Here is a 15,533-nt window from a genome sequence, read left to right as displayed (position 1 = left end):
CAGCTGTATCAAGGTTTTTTGTTTTCACTTCTCACAACTATATTATTCAATCTAAGACAAACTTTATTCTTCTATGTCTCTTATGCCATTTATTGTCATGCCAAACTGCTCGAAACCATATAATACACCATTTAAAGCCGTGTCGCCCTTTTCTACATCTCCTTCGTCTAGAGCTGCAAACAAGTCGCCTAATGCCCGTAGAAATGTCTTATTAGCATCTATAAATTCAATTTTAAAATAACTGTACTTTTCAGGCGGTTTAAGGCCTACTAACTTCTCTGCCTCTCCTTTCACTATATTAAACTGTGCTTTTAATTCGTCTTTATTTGTTCGTAGAGTTTCATCTTTTTCAACTATTGGTTTCGTAGCTTTTACCGCAGCTATGAATTTATTAGCCTGTATTTCTACTTTTTCTTGATACTCTTTCATACTATTAGGTTTCGTAGCGTCAGACACCTTGTCTTTCTCTTTATTTACTTCTTCTTTCTTCTCTACCTGAACTTCCTTTTTACTTGTTTCTTCCTTCTTTGTTTCCGCTTCTTTTTGTTTCTCTAACTTGTCTTTTTCTTCGTGTATTTTATCTACGTCTTTAATTATAGTAGCTATTGGGTCCTTATTTGTTGTTCCAGACTCGCTATCACTTGCTGAAGAGTCATTATTTGTTCTTTTATCTTTATCTTTTTCCTTCTCCTTCTCTGTTTCCTTATAGTCTGCTACTTTTACACTATCCTCTTTTTTCTCTTCCGCTACGTCCTTACTTGCACAACCTACACCACTCATCAACATTACTGGCAGTGCAACTGCTAATAATTTACGCTTCATTGTAATTTACCCCTTTGTTTCGTGATTGTTGTTTCTTTTCTTCCAACTCTTTCTTTTTTGTTTCGCAATCATTTCATCTACGAAAATCGTTTTTTAACCTTGAGACTTTTCCTATAAAGAAGTAGCATCTATCATAATGTATACTTCTTTTTAAAAGTGTTGTAATTTATTAACATATGAAACCATATCATAAATTACATAAATAAGATATGCAAATTTTTATCTTTAAGAGGAAACTTGCCCTATCACAAATAAAAAGGATCCGATATGAATATCAGATCCTTTTTCACTATATATAATTATTTCACTGCCTCTTTTAATTCTTTTCCAGCTTTAAATGCAGGCGCCTTAGAAGCAGCAATTTGCATTTCTTCACCTGTTTGTGGGTTACGCCCTGTTCGTGCAGATCTTTCACGTACCTCAAATGTACCAAATCCAAGAATCTGTACTTTCTCTTCATTTGCAAGAGTATTTGTTATTGCGTCTAATACAGCTTGTGTCGCTGTAGCAGCATCCTTTTGTGTAAGTTCTGCTTTATCTGCTACTACTTTTATTAATTCTGTTTTATTCATTTTCTGCACCTCTTTATATGTAATTAGGGACTATTATAACGTGCCTATACTCATGGTGCAATAAATAACAGGTTGTACTGATATGCCTCACAAGTGTAATCGTCTATTTTCAATATTTTAAGAAGACAATCGTTATAACTCCTCCTTATTGTAAATCCTAAAATATTTATTGTTTATATTATTTCATTGTTATATAATACTAAATGTCTTTACTTATATGCGATTACGATATATCATAATTAGAAAAAGGGATCTTTCGGGATTCCTTTTTTCTATGCAAAATAAAAAACATCCTAATTAGATGCTCTTCGCTTATCCCTTAATACAATTCTACTGTTAAAATAGCCACACCAAATCCGATACATATAACCCCTATTAATATGAAGAGAAATCGAAAACCCCATAAATCACTAATTATATCTACAATGCGTACCAGCACTATAATTATAAAATCTTTAATTCCACGACCATTTTCTTTTGCTTTTCTGACTCCATCAATTATAGTTAGGCAAACAATCAAAATACTTAAACCGATTAGCATAAAACCCAATACAAGCATTCATATATCTCCTTTTTCTTTATATTAATATAAAAGGATATAAAGTGTCGGAGTTGCCTCTTTACAAAATAAAAAAGAAGTGGATTCGCTACTTTAATTCTTTAGCCTTAGCATAAATAGTAGTGCGTGGGACACCTGTCATCTTTGAGGTATTATTGACACCCAAACTATTTACTAATCTGTTGAAAAATAAGTTCATAGCCTGTTTTACGTGTTTTTCATCTTGACCACGCCCCATATTGTTCCCTTGCGCCTACAATCTTCCTCGGCCCTCTGTTGTTCTTTCATTAATCCAGTTTTTTTCAAATTCAGCAATAGCACTTAGCATTGTAAACACGAGCTTTCCAGAAGGTGTAGAAAAGTCGAGTTGATCCTTTATAAATACAACTTATATATCTCATTCCTTTAATTCTTTTACAATTCTTTGCAAATCAAATGTAGAACGTGCTATCGATCTACCTTGTACACAACCAATTTATCACCTGAACGCAAATATTCTAACACTTTCTTTAATTCTTAACGATGACTTTTCGCCCCACTCTGCTTTTCAGTGAATATTTTTGTACAACCTTATGTTTCTAGTTTTTCACTTTGCAATCCTAGGTCTTGTTCTCTTGTACTAACTCGTACGTGTCCCACCACTCCCATAAAATCATCCACTTGATACTGTCTAAAAGTTATAAGTGTTTTATACATTTCATTTCAAACTAACTTTTAGATAGTTAAGCAGGACATTCATTTATTTTCGTTCGTTGTGTTCGTTTATTTTGTTAGCTTTCCTTAACAACAAACAAGACGCCACCCAAATCACGGTGGCGCCTACAATAATTCCTATACACTTAATCAACTTATTTATCCTCACGTCATTTATTTCTTTGCTTCCATACCCCATTCTCTTTACGATAAGTATTCTTTCCATTCATGAAGTCAGCTGTATTACCAGGAATGCTATATTTCTTATTCTTATTCTTTTTCTTAGCCTTCTTCTTCAGCCTCTTCTCTTCTTGAACAGCTTGCAAATCCGTCTTCCACTGTTTCAACAAATCCTTTTCACGTCGCATCGAATTTGTACCTCTTAGAGTAAAATATGCATCCAATAATTAGATTCTTCCTATTTATATACTCATTTAACCCAAATGTCCATTTTGTTCAAAATAAAAAGAGTACCCATCATTAGGTACCCTTAAACAAATAAGTATGGCGCTCCAAGTTTCACCTCATATGATAACTCGTCCCACGAATTCATCATATGCTTGTCTTATTAGAATGTTCACTAGTTTAATGTGTAATTTCTATATAACAAAGGAAAAAGCACCCGTTTGGGATGCCTTTCTAGTTTCATTTTAAAAATACCTCTTTATCATCCGTAATAAGTTGCTGACTCTCATCATCATTATCAATTTCTTTTCTTAAGTATTCAAGGGTAATTTCGATTTCCTCCTTATTCTCATAATAAATCCCTTTTGTACTTTTAATTTCTTGGTCTAATTGTCTCTCTCTGTCTTGAAGCGGATTGATTTCTGCTCTTACGAAAAGTTTTTTCCTTTCCCCTTCAAACTTTTCACTCACTTTTTTTAGAATTTCAATTTTTTTCATCAGAGTAAAGGATTCAAGTTCTCTTTCTCTTTCCACCTTTACAATCGCTTTATACTTTTCTATTAATTTTTTTTCCCAATTTAATAATTCATCAAAAATATATTTATCCATCTCCTAATCCCCTCCAAATTAATTTATTCGATAAGAGTCATAAATATCCTTTTATTAGAATAAATTAATTATACATTTGAAATAGAAATCCTAAATAGGATGTGAGAAAATAAATAAAAAATTAACTATTAGTTCAAGGCTGAGCACTCTCAACCTTCTCCAAGCCACTTCATCATGTAATTTTTTAGCTCTTATTAGCTACGCGCTTTACGTTCGGTGACTAGGAGAAGACTAAGAATTTTCTCGTTTATACTCCATAGAGTTGGCCAATACTTTGGCTGTCGCATAGCCTTCACTGAACTATAGTCTTTACACAATGTGATTATATCTAAGACGTATATCTTTTAACCTTGTAAAATAATATTTGGATGGGAGTCCAATACATATTATTAAAATTAAATTGGTTCAAGTCAGAGGAAGGCACCTTAGGGTGTCTTTTCTTTATAAAAAAAGACTCCTAAAACGCCTTAAATTAGTAAACTTCAATATTACTCTTTTTTATTAATTTATTTTAACTTAATATATTAATGTTAAGTTAAAAATTTGTTATAATTAGTAAATAATTATATTAATTAGATGGAGAGGATACAATATTATGGGTTATAAGTTTCGTAGAATTATCCAAGTTTCCCCGGGTGTGAAAATTAACTTTACATACACAGGTACGGGAGGCAGCGCCCTTCCACCTGAATCAAGAACAACAACTTATATACCTGGAACTGGAATCTCGTATACACCACGAATAGCTGAGTCAAACAACTATTATATACAACGAGGGTTTCAAGGGCAAAACACTTCCTATCCCACTATGAATGAACAAGATTACAATACGGTAAGAGCATTTGAGCAGGTAAAAGAAACCAAAACTTACATTGTTACTGCTTTTCGTAAGAAGGATAATCAAGTAAACTCCGTGGGTAGAAAACTAATGAAACCACTTTCCATAATTACAGGCGTTTTTGCAGGCCTATTCTTAATTATGTTGCTTGTTATACCTGCTCTAGTCCTTGCAGTCATTTCTTTCCTATGCTATAAAAATATAAAAACACCATTTGCAGTGATATGCCCAAAATGTGATGCTGAGAATTTATTCATTTTTGAGGAAGAGAAGATTGCTTGTCGTAAATGTGAGAGCACTCTTATAATCCAAAAATAAAAGGTTCTCAAATACACTTCCCAAAAATGAATTGTGGTATTGAATTTCAAGTTGGCCGTTGAAGCTCATAATTGTTTCCATACCTTCTTGAAGGCTCCAGCTCTCTTTTTTATTTCCGTTCGACAATATATGACAATATAAAGATAAATAATTTGTTATTATATTTATGGATTTATTTACATTAGGAGGAATGAACAACTATGTTTAAAAGATTAGCAGTATTACTTATTGGAGCTCTATTATTATTTGGTTTATCCGCTTGTGACAGCGTTAAATCAATGACAAGTAATGTCACGGTTGGTAAGGTAATTGAAGAATTTAAAGCTGCAGGATTAGAAGCTGACAATCCTAGTGACCTACCAGAAAAAGAATTTGGAAATACTAGAAAAGAAGCAAAGCGCATTCTTGTTCCAGCATTAGGTGAAGATAGTGGTGGTAGAATATTTGAGTTTAAAAACAAAGAAGATCTTGAAAAAGCTAAGAAATACTATGACGATTTAGGTAATGGTAATCAAATGCTATTCTCTCATACTTACGCAAAAGATAACTTCCTTATACAAATGAATGGTGATATGGAAGATGCCCAATTTAACAAATATAAAGAAGTTATGGACAAAGTAATTAAGTAAGTTAAAGAATCCACTTTCATTTATATGAAAACATGTTAGAATTATCTTTGGATGGGAGTCCAATACATATTATTAAAATTAAAGTGGTTCAAGTCGGAGGAAGGCACCTTAGGGTGTCTTTTCTTTATGATTTTACACAAATAAAAAAGCCCCTTTATAAGAGGCTTTTTATAATAAATAGATTTTATTAATTAATACCATCCTTCAAAATAACCTGTCCATGTACCATCCCTTTCTTGCCATGCGTCTTTCAAGTACCACGTGATTCCATATAGTACAGTTGTGCTCGGTATAGAATTTCTTGATAGGTACCCTGTTAATTTAATATTTTTCTTATCTGCTGCCATAGTAATCTTTTCTGTCTTTGCACTATCAGTATTAGGTGTTGCAGCCATCGCTCCACCTGCACCAGATAGCATAATACCAGTTGCTAATGTTCCAACTACTAATTTCTTGAACATAAAAATTCCCCCTCAAATATTTTTATAACTTGCACCTTAAATATATCACTTTTTCAATTTTTGTAAATATTTTGAATTTGTAGAAATATTTATTTAAATCTTATTAATATTGGTAATTCATTTTATCAAATGGAAAATAGAGGAATTTATTAAGATATGTAATAATGCATGATCACTCAGCAAAAGAATGTGATAAACTCTAACCACCTGTTCTATTTTTTTCAGTTATCTTAGAAACCTTACTTCTTATTTACCCAATTATGGGGACGCTTTATAGCGTCTTTTTTTTATTTTCAAGAAGACTTGCTCAATTCATTCTTAAATACATAAGGTAATGTGAACCCATTAAATTACATGAAATGACCCCTAGTTTTCCCCTCTGATTTAAAGGAGGCACTATTGTTATGGGATATGGTGGTAGTTGCGGCGAAGGCTGCGGTTTCGCTGGAGGATTTGCTTTATTAGTTGTATTATTTATTTTATTAATCATTATCGGATGCAGTTGCTTCTGCTAAAAAACTATTGGAAAAGGCACCTTAGGGTGTCTTTTCTTTATGAATAAGAGATACGTGGGAAAAATATTTAAATTTGGATGCCTAGGCATTATAGCTTTATTTGTAATCGGAATAATTGCTATGATCGCTGTTGGCGGAGATTTAACAGAAAAGACTTCAACAAACACTAAAGCGGTATCAAAAGAAGGGGTATCTTCTGATGTAAAAATCTCTGTAGGATCTATGGAAACAGTAGATTCTGTGGGTAATGAATACTCAAAAGAACAAGCACAAGGTGTCTTTAAGATTTTAGAAGTTATACTTACTAATAATCAAAAAGACGCTATCACTGTTGATACTAACAGCTTTAAATTGGTAGATAACAAAGGTCGTGAATTCACATCTTCAGTACAAGGTCAAACATCTTTTGACTTAGCTAATGGTGGTAAAACTGACTTCTTCTTAAAACAATTGAATCCTGGTCTAACACAGACAGGTAAAATTGTATTTGATATACCAAAAGATGCTGCAGGACCTTTCTTAAAAGCTAGTGGCGGTATAACAGGTGAAGAAATTAAGTTAAAAGTAGAATAGTAAAAAGATACTCGAAAGAGTGCCTTTATTTTTTCACAATGGCCAACATTACTTAACGTGGTAAAATAATATTCGGATGCGAGTCCAATACATATTATTAAAATTAAGATGGTTCAAGTCAGAGGAATGCACCTTTGGGTGTCTTTTCTTTATTTTCAAAAGGACCTGCTCAATTCATGCGTAAAAACATACAGTAAATTGAATCCGTTAAAATACATGAGTGAACCCTTGTTTTACCCTCCGATTTAAAGGAGGAACTATTATGGGATTTGGTGGTAGTTGCGGCGGAGGCTGTGGCTTTGCTGGAGGATTTGCTTTATTAGTTGTATTGTTTATATTATTAATCATCGTTGGAGCTGCTTGTTTCTGCTAAAAAAACTATTAGAAAAGGCACCCTTATCTGGGCGCCTTTTCTTTTTTGGATACAGACCGCAAAAAGGAAAAAACCACGTTAAGCACATTTCGACATAAAAACAAGTAATTTTAACAACGCCAAGAACATTTAATGCAACACTATTTAAAATAAGATTAAAATGATTTAAAAACTCTTAGCGTGGTTTTTTCCAAAATGCTGGTGATGGCTCATTAAATAATTGGGATTAGGTTGAGGAATTACTAGAATGAGGTTTATTAGAGGAATTTGCTAGGTTATGGCTTTGACTCGGTTTTTCTAAAGAATACATTTGGATTATTCAGCCCGTTCAACGTATTACGATTATCACTCCAGGCATGAAGCAGAGATTCTCGAGGACCTGTAATGACTTGATTATAGTCAGCCATATAACAAGGACCAACACCAGGATCTTGAGGTGGTCTAGTAATAGTTACTGGAGAAGATGGGTTACTTATTACTGATTCTGGATTTAAACCTCTAGTAACAGAGAATGTTTTCTTAAATATCCCGAATGTTCCGTTGCCAATTCCACCAACTCCCGCTGGATCATTAAAACGATTATATTGAGTATGCGCTCCTTTAACATTGGCAGCTACTGAAGGGAAAAATGCAAATGGCAGACCCTGCGTGATATTCACTGGTTGTGACCAAGTGCCCCTTGATTTCTGCTGAATGCCAAAAAGATATTAATATCCCCATTAACTGTACCACCATTCCATACAGCATAAATAGTGCCATCAGGTCCAATGGAAGCTTGAGGAAATTCATTATTCCTAATATCCCTTTGAGCATCTACAAAAATAACTGTACGGTTAAACCCGGGTTCACATGGAACAACATGGTTCGCTGCAGCAGCGAAAGGTGTTGTAGAAACTGCTACGTCCGTATTCACTGGAAAAGTTTGTCCACCGTCAGTTGATTTTCTCATTCGAATTGTCCTATTGGCCTGCTTTAATAGTAGATTGTTGTTTGGTATTACTGCATAAAATACATAAATAACCCCTTGCATGTCTACTATCACGTATTCTCCTTCTACAAATGTATTAGCATTTGGAGGAGAAATGATATCTATATCGGTAATCAAAGGATTTAAATTAACACCGGTTGTATATTTTGAGAAACGAATTCGTCCTAGATTAGTAGTGAAATCTTTCCAAACGATATACAGTGCCTCTTGTCCTGGTCTAGTTCTATCAGTTCCTACTGTAATCCACTCTTTATCTTGAGAGAAGTTACCATTTTGAGGGTTTTGTCCTCTCCCGACGACTTGCGGCGGATTCATTGTAATCGTTTTGTTCGGATTAATCACTCCAGTTGATACACTAATTACGTCTTGTTGAGTGCCTCCGACAACTTCTTGTCCAATCTGACCATAATAAAATATTCCTTTTTTATCTACAGCTATTACAGGATCTCCGTTGTTGACTCCCCCGGGATTTGTCGGTATTGAACCGCCATCTGTCCAGGTCTTACCTAAATCTTTTGAAAAAGCAAATCCAGAGAAACTATTTCTCGTAAATTCATCATTTGAATCATTAAATCCATAGAGAATGAAATCTTTAAAATGGGCTAGGCTTGTCTCACTTTGAGTTATGTTAGGAAAATTAGCTATATCACTAGCAGAATTATTCACTTGTACTTCTTTATTATTTGGTTTTGGAGGTTTTGGAGGTATTTTAACCACCCTTTCATTATTATTTTTCAATATATAATATAAAAAAATGAAAAGGGGTTTGTATCTTTTTATTATATTTCGAAAAGTTCGTAACATTTGTTCTTGTAATTTGTTTTTTCTAAGTAGGGGTACCGCAAACACTGACCTATCCTTACTAAACTCAATTAGGAAGAAACAAATCGCTCCCATCTTTTCTGCTTTCTCTAAGCAGTCCAACTGGTGCTGCGCAATATTCTTTAAATTAAATCGTGTTGTGCTCTCTGTAGACTTTGCTTCAAATGCAATAGCTCGTCCTTTATACACACCGTCATAATCTACTGTACTTTTAGCTTCATAGAAATCATTTAGTACACGACTCCCTGAGCTTTTTAATACCTTCACAGGAGTTGGGCGCTTGTTTATAAGTGCCACTCCACCTCTTTGATACATTTCATTCGCTAGATTGATAAGCTTCTCAAAATGCATTCCTCTGTTTCCTAGTCCTATTATTAGTCCTCGCTTTCTATTAAAAGGATTATTTTATTAACTTTCTACAAAATGGTAATTAATATATAATTAAACTATTCAAATCTTAGGTGGTGATGCAAATGACTGATACAATCCGCATTGTTCTTTTCACCCTTGTAGGAATAAGTGCCGTATTTTCTGTAATTAAAGAATTTCAAAAACCAGAGAAGAGAATATTTTGGATTACATTCGAAACTTTAATTCTAATCGGGGCAGCTTGGATGTTAATAGGGCTTCTCACGTAACCTACATAATTAGTAAATCCCCTGAATAAAACTCAATATTCCGTCAACAATGTAGATGACATTAGATTTTTCTCCTTTCCCCCTTGGAGATGAGCAGTTAGCTTTTGCTAGCTGCTCTTTTGTGATTCATCGTCACATTATGATGAGATGGTCATATATTATCTCGAAGCAAAAAACCCTAATTTATTTTTCAGTATCTCACTTTTCCCTTAAAGAGCACTTTTTAAAGGTGCTTTTTTTGGGTTCCCTAGAATAAAATTTAATATTTCGTCAATAATATAGATAGGCGATGGCCATAACTCATTTAATGAAGTCCTTAACCTTTCTCCTTTCCCCCTTTTGGAGAACCAGCCGAGCAGTTAGCTTTTGCTAACTGCTCTTTTATTGTAATTTTCCTCTGTATATCTTCTTGATCTGCGCTTCAGTGAATCCCTCATATACCGCAAACACTTCAGGGAACTCACTTAAACACAAAACAATGATAGTATTATCTGTCGTTCGTATATAGAATTACTTAACTAATTCGATGTAATCATTGTGTAAATAGTAACTCTTAATCTCGTGATGATAGTTGTTAGCCTTCAAGTAAAATAGCATTTTTTTAGTTCTACTACAGTCAACACATATAAACAACTATACATTAGGGAGTTAAAACGTTATTGTGGTTCTCATATAGAATCACAAACGACTTTTTCTCTGTTTAAGGAGCTCTTACTTAGTAGTAAGAGCTCTTTTTTATTCAATTATCATAGTCACTTCTTCTCAATCTACAATTCGATATGCAATATTACATATTCTGTATATTTGATTTACGAACATGAGATAATTGTTTTATAAGAATGTACAAAGCTAATATTGAAGGGAGAGTACTAAATGTCTTTCTTTTCTTGGGCTCCTCTTATTTTCTTAATAATTGTTGCAATCATCATTTCTGTTAAAAGGGCTAAGAAACAATAACTTTATTTAGTTACAACAATTTATTACTAGGAGGTGTAATTATGTCATTTGCAGCCTGGAGTGCGATCTTTATGACTTTAATCGGTGCAATGTCTGGAGCAATCTTTGGTACAATTTCCTCTAAAAATAAGAGCAAAAATACCAATTAAAAAACCTAATAATAAAACTCAATATCTATTTTAGTGACAGCTGATACGACCTTAACATTTCAGCTGTCATTTTTTATTCAAATTACGCTTTTGTTCACTTTTTTGATACATTTACGAAACATTCATATGTTATCTTCAGTACGTTCTATTCTTTTTATAATATCGTGTGAGATATACCAAATCGAGAATCCCTAGCCCCCTAAGTCTAGGGATTCTTCATTTAAATACGGATTTATAAAATTTTATTCTTTTCATAAAATTTTATATTTATTATACATAATATATAAATTTACGTTAAAATATCTTTATGAAACATCGCGTGTTTCAAATACAACATTTTTTGATGACCTCTTATCTCTCCGTAAGAGGTCTTTTTTTAATTAACGTTTTTGTTTAATTTATATTTAAATAGTTCATTTTCATACAGACTGCCCTTATATGCTATACTCATTCTTAAATAATTGTATAAGGAATGTTAAAAATGGATGATAGATCATCAAGACAATGGAAAATGCGACAAAAGTTAAAAGAACTGAAAACAAAAATAGAAATGATACAAATTTCAAAATAACCGCCATTAATCTATAAAACTGGGATATACCAATGAATAAGCATTCAAACGAATGCGGACTGCTAAAATTCGATTATAAAACTATTTCTCTGTAGAAAAATAAAGAAGGGCTATGATCGGAAAAGCGATTCCTATCCATAATGTTAGGCTCCAACCACCTAAGGCATATGCCCATCCTCCAAGAGAGGAACCAACAGCACCTCCTAAAAAGAAAATAGCCATAAATAGCCCGTTTAGTCGACTACGAATTTCTGGATCCAATGAGAAAATTAAACGTTGACTAAGCACAAGGTTTGCAGATACTCCCATGTCCAACAAAATTGCAGCAATTACTAAAACAGCTATTCCGATAGGCGAACTACCTTGAATAATAAGTGGTAGTAATAAAGAAATAATAACAACAGTGAGAGCTATCCCAGTGGCGGATCGTGTCCAGCCAAAATCAGCTAGACGACCACCTATTGGAGCGGCTATTGCACCTGTAATTCCGACAAGTGCATATAATGCTATGGCAGTCTGAGAAAAATGAAAAGCAGGACTAGACAATAATAATGGAACAGTGGTCCAGAATAAGCTGAAAGCCCCAAATACACAAGCATGATAAATTGCGCGACGGCGTAAAATTGGAGTAGTTCGTAGCAGTTGCCACATTGAACTAAGTAAAGCAGTATAATTTGTTTTTTCCGTTGGTTTCCTAGTAGGGAGTACTTTCGATAATACAAACGCCAAAACAATGATTACAGTAGCAGATAAAGCAAATATTGCATTCCATCCCCAGATATCAGCTACTAGACTAGATATCGGACGCGCAAGCATAATACCTAATAACAGGCCACTCATGACATTACCAACTACACGACCGCGTGCATCTTCCGATGAAAGGTATGATACAAAAGGTACGAGCACTTGCGCTGCAACCGATCCCAATCCGATAAAGAATGAAGCTACTAACAACAAGATTGCGCTCTTTACAAAAACTGTGGCAGTGAGAGCAACTGCACTTAGAATTAACAATATAATTATCAATTTTCTATTCTCAACAATATCCCCTAAAGGTACAAGAAATAGTAAGCCAACAACATATCCAATCTGAGTTAGTGTTACAATTAATCCAGTGCTACTATTAGAAAGCCCAATTACATGACTAATTACCCCAATTAAAGGCTGAGCATAATAAAGATTAGCCACAATAATACCACATGCAGTTGCTAGAAGAATGATTAAACCCGATGAAATCTCCTTATTGATTGCTTTATTTTTAAAATTAGACATATCTATTTCCTCCCATACTTTTATTTCAAAATTACTGAATCGCCTTGGCAAGAACTACAGCACTACCATTATTCTAAATTGAGCCTGAACTACTTTCTGTTCTTCTTTCAAAAGATCCAATTTCCCCACTTTTTTATTCCCCTTTTCTAAATTTTTTTAGTAATTCACTTTGTGGATTTGGAAACCTGTTTAAAGACCTTACCATTATAAGTTGCTAGCTAATTAATAAACTAAACGTTCAGTTTATTAATTAGCTAAAATATATACTAAACGTTCAGTTTTGTAAATAGGCTATTTTATTATCCGTTCATATTAAGTATACTAAACGTATAGTTTATGTTCTTGAAAGGAATGATTAATGTGCAAGGTAAAAGAGGTCGACCACGTAATATCGAAACCCAAAAGGCTATCCTTTCTGCATCCTATGAGTTATTACTGGAAAGTGGCTTTAAAGCAGTCACAGTTGATAAAATTGCAGACCGTGCTAAAGTTAGCAAAGCTACGATTTATAAATGGTGGCCAAATAAGGCTGCTGTGGTAATGGATGGTTTTCTTTCTGCTGCTGCTGCCAGATTGCCTGTACCTGATACAGGTTCAGCATTGACTGATATCTTAACTCACGCCACAAGTTTAGCCATTTTTTTAATAAGTCGAGAAGGCACTATTATTACTGAGTTAGTTGGCGAAGGGCAATTTGATTCGAAACTGGCAGAGGAATATCGTGCTCGCTATTTCCAACCACGTCGCCTGCAAGCAAAGCAACTTCTGGAGAAGGGAATTAAACGAGGTGAATTAAAAGAAAACCTCGATGTTGACTTAAGCATCGATCTCATCTACGGACCAATTTTTTATCGGTTGCTAGTAACAGGTGAAAAGTTGGATGAATCCTATGTGCATGACTTGGTAATAAATGCATTCGAAGGAATACGATTGAAGTGATTAATATTCAAATAAGTGTTTAGAATCCCCATTCCCTCCTATGCGGATGCAAATTAAATTAACTTGATAAATAAAGTGTTTTATGTTTTTAAACTGATGTATATGGAGTGATCTCCTATATACATCAGTTTAAAAATTGATAATTACTCTAAAAGGAGTATCATGAAAATTGGCGTAGGATAACACTACATCACCATCAGCCTAAGAAAAGCAAACACCCCAAAGCGAAAAACAAGCCGTTTTCTATCAAAAACACACGAGATTTTCAGCCTGAGGTGTTATAAAATTCTAAAGTTGATGGGTATAGATTAAGAATTCGATATATCATGCTTTCAGATCAAATAACAAACCTGAATAGGACTTTACATTTAATTCGTAGGAAACCCCTCTTTTACAAGATCTTCAATGTTATTCGCTTCTTTAATTTCTTTTGATGATAACCAAGCTGTATATAATGTTCCAGTCTTATTGGTTAAATCTATGGCATAATTTTTATTATACAGTTCTTCTTTAAGTATTTTGGTTACTTTGATTAAATCCTCAATTAAAGGAGGATTGTTTTCAAATATACCGTCGCTATTAAATTTTAAAATCACTATATATTTTCGAAGTCCCTCATGATCCGAACTTATATAAGTAATACCTTTAATTGCAAATCGATCGTTCTGCAATTCATATAATCTTTCTACTACTTTCGTGTGCGTTCTAATCCAACCTTCCCAATATTTGTTTATGGTATCTGACATCGTAGTTTTCATTGTTAATAACAGTTCTTCTTTTGTTATTATATTTTGTACATTTTTAAAAGGTCCACCTAAGGATTTACCATTTTGATCCTTAATCTCTAGTTCTGTTATCTTTTTATTATTCTTCTGAATGAGTTGAAATAGAGCATATAAACGATCTAATTCTACGGAATCCAATTGGCTAAAGTCAATCTCGTTGCTCATTTTCAAAGTTAATAGCAATTCATCTGTCGGGCTTCCTTCTTCTGGATTTTCATTATCCAACAAATATTTAAGAGCATTTTCCTCTTCAGTTTCCACGTACCCTAATTTTTTTATTTCTTCTAGAGTTGGTTGGAATTTCTTATATTCCTCATATGTTTTTTTCCCATATTTGTATTCGTCACCCACTATAGATGAATAGAGGAAACCTTGCACTTTTACTCGGAATTTTAGATATTTGTTATCTTTTTCTTGCACAGTATGGTAAGTGTTACCAAAATTATTCTCGTTTATTGAGCCCCATTCTGTTATATCAACATCGATTCCATGTTTTTCTTTTATATAACTTTGTACCTCAGCTTCATTTTTGGAATTACAACCACTTAGAAATATGAAACATACTACTAGCAATATTACATTTTTCATACTTTTCATATAAGCACTCCCTACGAAAGAATTAATTCTTGAATGTGCAGTACACTGCAAAGTCCTCTTTCCTTAGTCGTATACTTCAACTTTTATATAGTGTGAATCTTAAATCATTTAAGTTCTTGACGTTCCCATCTATACTGCTTGGAACATTACCGCATTAAAATATATAACTTATTTGTTTTAAGGTCTTTCTCAGTTCTAAAAGCATATGGTTCATTGGGCAAATATCTAAATTGTACATTCATACCATGAGACCTATTTTACTATAAAATCTGGTACCATTATTAAAATATTCCTTTTTATTTTTTGCTTTCTAGTATAGATGTTCCTTTTACTTCAATGAGGGAGGATTTATGGAAAGACATTATACAATCTCAAATTATGCACTACATATAAGAAGAAAAAACATGACTCTAACCATAATATAATAAAAAATCATATATATGAATAA

At 33.4% G+C, this 15,533-nt stretch carries 19 protein-coding genes and 2 pseudogenes; 8 read left to right on the top strand and 13 right to left on the bottom strand.

Annotated elements, in window-relative coordinates; all coding sequences use genetic code 11:
* Window positions 1-63 precede the first annotated feature (63 nt).
* The 7 genes from ACS2MN_RS16240 to ACS2MN_RS16210 form a co-directional block, all read right to left on the bottom strand.
* Entirely contained in the window at window positions 64-822 is a 759-nt protein-coding gene (locus tag ACS2MN_RS16240) for a hypothetical protein (protein WP_429794613.1), read from the bottom strand.
* 299 nt (window positions 823-1,121) lie between these two features.
* Window positions 1,122-1,394: an HU family DNA-binding protein gene (locus ACS2MN_RS16235; protein ID WP_001043917.1), complete on the bottom strand. Its 273-nt coding sequence runs from the start codon at window positions 1,392-1,394 to the stop codon at window positions 1,122-1,124.
* Window positions 1,395-1,713: 319 nt separating this feature from the next.
* Complete coding sequence (locus ACS2MN_RS16230) at window positions 1,714-1,953, bottom strand: hypothetical protein (RefSeq protein WP_098806274.1); 240 nt, start codon at window positions 1,951-1,953, stop codon at window positions 1,714-1,716.
* Between the two features lie 88 nt (window positions 1,954-2,041).
* A complete protein-coding gene (locus ACS2MN_RS16225) occupies window positions 2,042-2,191 on the bottom strand; it encodes a hypothetical protein (RefSeq protein WP_429794612.1) in 150 nt (49 codons plus the stop codon).
* Window positions 2,192-2,206: 15 nt separating this feature from the next.
* The gene (locus tag ACS2MN_RS16220) at window positions 2,207-2,290 is read right to left on the bottom strand and encodes a hypothetical protein (RefSeq protein ID WP_438894727.1); all 84 of its coding nucleotides are present in this window, start codon (window positions 2,288-2,290) and stop codon (window positions 2,207-2,209) included.
* A gap of 526 nt (window positions 2,291-2,816) precedes the next feature.
* Window positions 2,817-3,014 (bottom strand): hypothetical protein, encoded by a 198-nt coding sequence (locus tag ACS2MN_RS16215; RefSeq protein ID WP_098806276.1) that lies wholly within the window; start codon window positions 3,012-3,014, stop codon window positions 2,817-2,819.
* Window positions 3,015-3,291: 277 nt separating this feature from the next.
* Window positions 3,292-3,660, bottom strand: a complete 369-nt coding sequence (locus ACS2MN_RS16210; RefSeq protein WP_098145912.1) for a hypothetical protein — start codon at window positions 3,658-3,660, stop codon at window positions 3,292-3,294.
* A gap of 595 nt (window positions 3,661-4,255) precedes the next feature.
* Between ACS2MN_RS16210 and ACS2MN_RS16205 the strand changes: the two genes are divergently transcribed.
* The gene (locus ACS2MN_RS16205; RefSeq protein WP_198130883.1) at window positions 4,256-4,816 is read left to right on the top strand and encodes a DUF4236 domain-containing protein; all 561 of its coding nucleotides are present in this window, start codon (window positions 4,256-4,258) and stop codon (window positions 4,814-4,816) included.
* Window positions 4,817-5,016: 200 nt separating this feature from the next.
* On the top strand, window positions 5,017-5,445 hold the full coding sequence (locus ACS2MN_RS16200; protein WP_098657611.1) for a stress protein: 429 nt from the start codon (window positions 5,017-5,019) through the stop codon (window positions 5,443-5,445).
* A 191-nt stretch (window positions 5,446-5,636) separates the two neighbouring features.
* Here the strand turns inward: ACS2MN_RS16200 and ACS2MN_RS16195 are convergent, their stop codons facing one another.
* The gene (locus ACS2MN_RS16195) at window positions 5,637-5,906 is read right to left on the bottom strand and encodes a lysine 2,3-aminomutase (protein ID WP_097957007.1); all 270 of its coding nucleotides are present in this window, start codon (window positions 5,904-5,906) and stop codon (window positions 5,637-5,639) included.
* 404 nt (window positions 5,907-6,310) lie between these two features.
* On the opposite strand from ACS2MN_RS16195, the gene ACS2MN_RS16190 reads away from it, so the two are divergent.
* The 3 genes from ACS2MN_RS16190 (at window position 6,311) to ACS2MN_RS16180 (ending at window position 7,367) form a co-directional block, all read left to right on the top strand.
* Window positions 6,311-6,421, top strand: a complete 111-nt coding sequence (locus tag ACS2MN_RS16190) for a YjcZ family sporulation protein (protein ID WP_000540371.1) — start codon at window positions 6,311-6,313, stop codon at window positions 6,419-6,421.
* 54 nt (window positions 6,422-6,475) lie between these two features.
* Window positions 6,476-6,994 carry a DUF4352 domain-containing protein gene (locus ACS2MN_RS16185; protein ID WP_346994707.1) on the top strand — a complete coding sequence of 173 codons (519 nt, stop codon included), beginning with the start codon at window positions 6,476-6,478 and terminating at the stop codon, window positions 6,992-6,994.
* Between the two features lie 262 nt (window positions 6,995-7,256).
* On the top strand, window positions 7,257-7,367 hold the full coding sequence (locus ACS2MN_RS16180; protein WP_000505679.1) for a YjcZ family sporulation protein: 111 nt from the start codon (window positions 7,257-7,259) through the stop codon (window positions 7,365-7,367).
* Window positions 7,368-7,642: 275 nt separating this feature from the next.
* Here the strand turns inward: ACS2MN_RS16180 and ACS2MN_RS16175 are convergent, their stop codons facing one another.
* Entirely contained in the window at window positions 7,643-8,026 is a 384-nt protein-coding gene (locus tag ACS2MN_RS16175; protein WP_232353606.1) for a hypothetical protein, read from the bottom strand.
* Window positions 8,023-9,549: a Holliday junction resolvase RecU gene (locus ACS2MN_RS16170; protein WP_346994706.1), complete on the bottom strand. Its 1,527-nt coding sequence runs from the start codon at window positions 9,547-9,549 to the stop codon at window positions 8,023-8,025. The genes ACS2MN_RS16175 and ACS2MN_RS16170 overlap by 4 nt, the downstream gene beginning before the upstream one ends.
* Before the next feature lie 101 nt (window positions 9,550-9,650).
* Here ACS2MN_RS16170 and ACS2MN_RS16165 point away from each other — a divergent pair, with 101 nt between their 5' ends.
* A complete protein-coding gene (locus tag ACS2MN_RS16165; protein ID WP_000132661.1) occupies window positions 9,651-9,815 on the top strand; it encodes a hypothetical protein in 165 nt (54 codons plus the stop codon).
* Window positions 9,816-10,196: 381 nt separating this feature from the next.
* Here ACS2MN_RS16165 and ACS2MN_RS16160 read toward each other — a convergent pair.
* Window positions 10,197-10,412, bottom strand: a pseudogene (locus ACS2MN_RS16160) (hypothetical protein).
* A gap of 319 nt (window positions 10,413-10,731) precedes the next feature.
* On the opposite strand from ACS2MN_RS16160, the pseudogene ACS2MN_RS16155 reads away from it, so the two are divergent.
* Window positions 10,732-10,921, top strand: a pseudogene (locus ACS2MN_RS16155) (hypothetical protein).
* Window positions 10,922-11,573: 652 nt separating this feature from the next.
* Here the strand turns inward: ACS2MN_RS16155 and ACS2MN_RS16150 are convergent.
* Window positions 11,574-12,764, bottom strand: a complete 1,191-nt coding sequence (locus tag ACS2MN_RS16150; protein ID WP_098805677.1) for an MFS transporter — start codon at window positions 12,762-12,764, stop codon at window positions 11,574-11,576.
* 351 nt (window positions 12,765-13,115) lie between these two features.
* Between ACS2MN_RS16150 and ACS2MN_RS16145 the strand changes: the two genes are divergently transcribed.
* A complete protein-coding gene (locus ACS2MN_RS16145) occupies window positions 13,116-13,703 on the top strand; it encodes a TetR/AcrR family transcriptional regulator (protein ID WP_346994705.1) in 588 nt (195 codons plus the stop codon).
* A gap of 368 nt (window positions 13,704-14,071) precedes the next feature.
* On the opposite strand, the gene ACS2MN_RS16140 is transcribed toward ACS2MN_RS16145, so the two are convergent.
* On the bottom strand, window positions 14,072-15,085 hold the full coding sequence (locus tag ACS2MN_RS16140; RefSeq protein ID WP_098805679.1) for a hypothetical protein: 1,014 nt from the start codon (window positions 15,083-15,085) through the stop codon (window positions 14,072-14,074).
* Window positions 15,086-15,533 lie beyond the last annotated feature (448 nt).

This window comes from Bacillus cereus group sp. BceL062 (assembly GCF_051780025.1).
GTDB classification, from domain to species: Bacteria; Bacillota; Bacilli; order Bacillales; family Bacillaceae_G; genus Bacillus_A; species Bacillus_A toyonensis.
This window is presented reverse-complemented; position numbering and strand designations above follow the sequence as displayed.

Bases quoted from the DNA above. Each gene is read 5' to 3' on its own strand.
- ACS2MN_RS16140 (WP_098805679.1), bottom strand. From the start codon at position 15,085: ATGAAAAGTATGAAAAATGTAATATTGCTAGTAGTATGTTTCATATTT.
- ACS2MN_RS16145 (WP_346994705.1), top strand. From the start codon at position 13,116: ATGATTAATGTGCAAGGTAAAAGAGGTCGACCACGTAATATCGAAACC.
- ACS2MN_RS16180 (WP_000505679.1), top strand. From the start codon at position 7,257: ATGGGATTTGGTGGTAGTTGCGGCGGAGGCTGTGGCTTTGCTGGAGGA.
- ACS2MN_RS16190 (WP_000540371.1), top strand. From the start codon at position 6,311: ATGGGATATGGTGGTAGTTGCGGCGAAGGCTGCGGTTTCGCTGGAGGA.
- ACS2MN_RS16205 (WP_198130883.1), top strand. From the start codon at position 4,256: ATGGGTTATAAGTTTCGTAGAATTATCCAAGTTTCCCCGGGTGTGAAA.
- ACS2MN_RS16210 (WP_098145912.1), bottom strand. From the start codon at position 3,660: ATGGATAAATATATTTTTGATGAATTATTAAATTGGGAAAAAAAATTA.
- ACS2MN_RS16200 (WP_098657611.1), top strand. From the start codon at position 5,017: ATGTTTAAAAGATTAGCAGTATTACTTATTGGAGCTCTATTATTATTT.
- ACS2MN_RS16225 (WP_429794612.1), bottom strand. From the start codon at position 2,191: ATGGGGCGTGGTCAAGATGAAAAACACGTAAAACAGGCTATGAACTTA.
- ACS2MN_RS16150 (WP_098805677.1), bottom strand. From the start codon at position 12,764: ATGTCTAATTTTAAAAATAAAGCAATCAATAAGGAGATTTCATCGGGT.
- ACS2MN_RS16240 (WP_429794613.1), bottom strand. From the start codon at position 822: ATGAAGCGTAAATTATTAGCAGTTGCACTGCCAGTAATGTTGATGAGT.
- ACS2MN_RS16215 (WP_098806276.1), bottom strand. From the start codon at position 3,014: ATGCGACGTGAAAAGGATTTGTTGAAACAGTGGAAGACGGATTTGCAA.
- ACS2MN_RS16165 (WP_000132661.1), top strand. From the start codon at position 9,651: ATGACTGATACAATCCGCATTGTTCTTTTCACCCTTGTAGGAATAAGT.
- ACS2MN_RS16230 (WP_098806274.1), bottom strand. From the start codon at position 1,953: ATGCTTGTATTGGGTTTTATGCTAATCGGTTTAAGTATTTTGATTGTT.
- ACS2MN_RS16195 (WP_097957007.1), bottom strand. From the start codon at position 5,906: ATGTTCAAGAAATTAGTAGTTGGAACATTAGCAACTGGTATTATGCTA.
- ACS2MN_RS16235 (WP_001043917.1), bottom strand. From the start codon at position 1,394: ATGAATAAAACAGAATTAATAAAAGTAGTAGCAGATAAAGCAGAACTT.